Annotated in this window: 4 protein-coding genes; all 4 read right to left on the reverse strand. The window is 29.2% G+C overall.

The genetic code is table 11. The annotated features are described in order from the left end of the window. Positions 1 to 23: 23 nt before the first annotated feature. The 4 genes from KQ44_RS02070 to argC all read right to left on the reverse strand — a co-directional run bounded on the left by KQ44_RS02070 (position 24) and on the right by argC (position 4,797). Positions 24 to 1,259, reverse strand: coding sequence for an aspartate aminotransferase family protein (locus KQ44_RS02070; protein ID WP_096736024.1), 1,236 nt, complete (start codon positions 1,257 to 1,259; stop codon positions 24 to 26). A 32-nt stretch (positions 1,260 to 1,291) separates the two neighbouring features. Next, positions 1,292 to 2,158: an acetylglutamate kinase gene (gene argB, locus KQ44_RS02075; RefSeq protein ID WP_096736025.1), complete on the reverse strand. Its 867-nt coding sequence runs from the start codon at positions 2,156 to 2,158 to the stop codon at positions 1,292 to 1,294. A 40-nt stretch (positions 2,159 to 2,198) separates the two neighbouring features. Beyond that, positions 2,199 to 3,431, reverse strand: coding sequence for a bifunctional glutamate N-acetyltransferase/amino-acid acetyltransferase ArgJ (gene argJ / locus KQ44_RS02080; protein WP_096736026.1), 1,233 nt, complete (start codon positions 3,429 to 3,431; stop codon positions 2,199 to 2,201). 307 nt (positions 3,432 to 3,738) lie between these two features. Next, positions 3,739 to 4,797 (reverse strand): N-acetyl-gamma-glutamyl-phosphate reductase, encoded by a 1,059-nt coding sequence (gene argC / locus KQ44_RS02085; RefSeq protein WP_096736027.1) that lies wholly within the window; start codon positions 4,795 to 4,797, stop codon positions 3,739 to 3,741. Positions 4,798 to 4,999: the final 202 nt, after the last annotated feature.

Raw genomic sequence — 4,999 nt, forward strand, 5'->3', positions numbered from 1 at the left:
TAATTAATTAATTAATTAATTAATTATCCTATGCATTCACAAAGTATAGAAACAGCCTTTTCAAGTTCTTTATCTGTTATTGTAAGAGGAGGAAGAAGTCTTATTTTAGTTTTGGCAGTTAGAGGTATTACCCCCTTTGTTATACATTTTTCTACTATTTCTTTAGCATTTAATCCTTCTTTAAGTTTTATTCCAAGCATTAAGCCTATACCGTCAACACTTTCTACATTATCAAGTTTCATTAATTTATCTTTTATATATTTAGATTTTTTACTTACTTCTTTTAATAAATCTTTGTCTATAATGTTTAATACTTCCAAAGCACCGCTTGCCACTATAGGATTGGCACCAAATGTAGAGCCATGATCTCCATTATTAAATACATTAGAACAAGTTTTATCCATAAGCATAGCACCTATAGGGAGACCTCCTCCCAAGCCTTTAGCTAATGTAGTTATATCTGGTTTTATGCCGAAATGTTCAGAGCATAAGAATTTGCCTGTTCTTCCTACTCCAGTCTGCACTTCATCTACTATAAAAAGTATATCATTTTCTTCGCAGTATTTTTTTATATTTTGTACATATTCTTTATCAAGAGGTATAACTCCGCCTTCTCCCTGTATAAGCTCTATCATTACAGCACAAGCATTATCTTCTAATTTTGAAACAGTATCTTCATAATTGTTAGCCTCTGCAAATGAAAAGCCTTCCAAAAATGGAAAAAAGAAATTATGAAAAACTTCCTGACCTGTAGCTGATAGTGTAGCCATAGTTCTGCCATGAAAAGAGTTTTTTAATGTTACTATTTTATTTCTTTTATATTCTCCGTATTTTGAATATTTATCAAATGAATATTTTCTTGCACATTTTATAGCAGCTTCATTAGCCTCTGCTCCTGAATTACAGAAAAATACTTTATCATATTTTGTTATAGAGCATAATTTTTTTGCTAAATCTATATAAGGTTTATTGTAGTATAGGTTTGAAGTATGCTGAAGGGTTTTAGCCTGATTATTTACTGCATTAATCCAGCTTTTATTAGCGTATCCTATACTATTAACTCCTATTCCGCTTCCTAAATCAATATATTCTTTTCCTTCTATGTCTTTTAATTTTGCTCCGTTTCCAGATTCTAAAACTAAATCAAATCTAGCATAAGTATTAGCAACGTATTTTTTGCTGTTGTTTGTATATTCTTTTTTTAATTTTGATTTATCACTATTTTCAGTATTTTGTTTATTTGTTTTTTTGCATGGCATATTTTTACCCTCATTTGTATTTGTTTACTTTATTAATCTTTATAAAACATAGTTCCTATACCTTCATCGGTAAACATTTCTATTAATAACGAATGGCATAATCTTCCGTCTATTATAAACACTCTTGACACTCCATTTTCAACAGCCTCTATACAATGTTTAACTTTAGGTATCATACCGCCTGATATAGTGCCGTCTTTTATTAAATTATCTATATCTTTAATATTTATCTGGCTTATTAAAGAGCTTTCATCATCTTTATCTTTTAGAAGTCCTGGAGTATCAGTCATATATATTAAAGTTTCTGCTTTAAGACTTTCTGCTATTTTGGCAGCGGCAGTATCGGCATTAATATTGTATACATTTCCTTCTTTATCGCATCCTATAGTTGCAACTATTGGAATATACTTATTTGTTATAATTGTATTTAATAAATCAGTATCTACACTATCAACATCGCCTACAAATCCTAAATCTACATCACCTTTATATTTACTTACTTTAAACATACCTCCGTCAATACCGCATATACCCAAACATTTTCCTCCACAGTTTTCAAGAGAAGCTACTAATTCTTTATTAACCTTTCCAGCAAGCACCATTTTTACTACTTCTGCTGTTTCTTTATCAGTATATCTAAGTCCGTTTATAAACTTTGACTCTTTTCCAATTTTATTAAGCATAGCAGTAATATCTTTCCCGCCGCCATGAACTACTATAACTCTTATTCCCAAAGTAGAAAGCAAAGCAACATCGCTCATCACTTTCTTTTTTAATTCTGGATTTTCCATAGCACTTCCGCCGTATTTTATAACAACTGTTTTTCCAGTGTATCTTTGCATATATGGGAGTGCCTGATTTAATATAAATGCTTTATCTCTGTTTGAAATATTTTCCATTTTTTATTTCCTAGTTTTTTTATTTTTTTACTTCTGATTTTTAACTTCTGTAAGAGCCGTTAATTTTTACATAGTCATAAGTTAAATCACAGCCCCAAGCAACAGCTTTACTTGTACCACAGTTCATATCTATTGTAATTTTTATTTCATCTTCTTTTAATATTTTTAAAGCCTCTTCTTCACTGAACTCTACACCGTATCCATCTTTATAAACATTCATCTCGCCATATTTAGAACCTACATTGATAGATACTTTATTAATATCAAAATCAGCGTCTTCAGTATACCCTATAGCACATGAAATACGTCCCCAGTTCATATCACATCCGAACATAGCAGCTTTTACCAAATTTGAAGTAATTACAGATTTTGCTATTTTTCTAGCCAATTTTATATTGCTAGCATTTATTACTTCGCATTCTATTAATTTTGTAGCACCTTCTCCGTCTTTAGCCATTTGTTTTGATAAATATGTATTAACCATATTTAATGCTTTGCAAAATATTTTATAATTATTATCTTCTTTATCTATTATATTGTTTTGAGCTTCTCCGTTAGCAAGCACTACGCACATATCATTAGTAGATGTATCCCCGTCAACACTAACCATATTATAAGTGGATTTTACATCTTCGCTTAATGCCTTTTGCAGCATCTCACTTGTAATATTGCAGTCAGTGGTTACAAATGCAAGCATAGTTGCCATATTAGGGTGAATCATTCCGCTTCCTTTTGACATTCCGCCTATATGAATTATTTTACCGTCAATTTCAAATTCATAGGCGATTTCTTTCATAAATGTATCTGTGGTCATTATAGCTGCTGCTGCATTTTTAGCATGTTCTTTGGAATGACCCAAATTATCTATTAATGCTTTTATATTCTTTTGTATAGGCTCTATATTAAGAGGCACACCTATAACACCTGTGGAAGCAACGGCAATATCTTTTTCATCAATACCCAAAACGTCTGCTGCTAGTTTACACATTTCTTTTGCCTTTTCAACTCCGTCTCTATTGCAGGTATTAGCATTTCCAGAATTGCATATAACAGCTTTTGCTTTGCCGTCTTTTAAATGTTCTTTACTTACAGTGATATTCGCTCCGCATACTTTATTCTGTGTATATACAGCACCTACTGAACATAAACTTTCACTGTAAATGATTGCTAAATCTTTTTTTTCACTATTTTTCTTTATGCCCGCATGTACTCCATTTGCTTTGAAACCTTTAGCAGTACATACACCGCCTTCAATTTGTTTAAAACTATCCATTTATAATCTCCTATTATTTTTTACTTAATCATTGTTTTTATTATTAAATATATAAACTCTCTTTTAACTTTTATTATTAATAAAAATTGTTCGATTTTGGTATATACTAAAAATTTTTGAGTTTGTCGGTTTTTTATTGTTATTTTTCCCGCCGCAAAAAGAACCAAAAAGTGCAAAATATTTTACAGTAATGTTAATTATATTCTTTTTAATTTATTGATATTTTTACTATTTAATTTTAAAAAGCTATAGTAATAAAATTAATACATTCACCTTTTATTGTTACTAGCTATAAACTTATTATGTTTTAGAAAGCTGGAGGAATTATATTCAATCCCTCATCTTCTTTAAAGCCTAATGCTATATTCATGTTTTGTATTGCCTGTCCTGCTGCTCCTTTTACCATATTATCTATTGCTGATACTATTATTAATTTATTTGTTCTGATGTCCATATGCAAAGATATATCACAGTAGTTTGAGTATTTAACATATTTTAAATTTGCAGTCTCTCCTATATTAAGCACCCTTACAAACTTTGAATCCTTATAAAACTCTTTATAAATACTGTGTATATTTTCTAATGTATCATTTTTATTTTCTAATTTGGCATATATTGTTGAAATTATACCTCTATTTAATGGAAGCAAATGAGGAACAAAAGTTACTTTTATATCTTCTCCATATATATTTGATAATGTCTGTTCTATTTCTGGTGTATGTCTATGTTCTGCAACTTTATACGGAGAGAAAGCCTCATTACATTCTGTAAAATGAGTATTTAATTTCAATTCACGTCCTGCACCTGTAGCCCCTGATTTTGAATCTATTATAATATCATCTTTTAATATTATTTTTTTTACCAATGCTGGAGCTAATGCTAAGCCTATAGAAGTAGGATAACATCCGGGGTTTCCTATAATTTTTGCTTTGTTTAAGTCTTTTTTATTATATACACTATCATATTTAATTATTTCTGGTATTGAATATATTGCCTCTTTATGTACATTTTTGTATTTATATTCTTTGCCGTACCATTTTTTATAATCTTCTTCATTATCTAGTCTGAAATCAGCACCCAAATCTATAAACAAAATATTTTTTTCAAAGCATTTATTTGCAATGTCATCGCTTAATCCTGCAGGAAGCGAAGCAAATACAACATCAGTATCTTCAAATATTTCATTTTCATCTACTAATATTTTATCACAATTTTTGTTTAGGTTGGCATATATTTCATTAATGTTTTTACCGACAAAACTTTTTGAAGAAAGATTTTTTAATTCTACTTTACTATGCGATAATAATAGTCTTATTAATTCTATTCCTGCATAGCCTGTTGCACCTATAACAGATACTTTTATCATAATACAATACTCCTCTGATATTTTTTAGTTAAGAATACATTTTTATTAAAAAATTTTGTTTAAAATTATTTTTTATGAAATTATTTTTATGAAAAGAAATTTGGAGGCTTAACGCCTTGAAAGATAGTTTAAAAACAAATTATAATTTATATTATACATTTTATTTTTCCTAAAACATTTTACTGTCTGCAAAGATACTATT

The sequence above is a fragment of the Brachyspira sp. G79 genome (assembly GCF_002379365.1).
Taxonomy (GTDB): Bacteria; Spirochaetota; Brachyspiria; order Brachyspirales; family Brachyspiraceae; genus Brachyspira.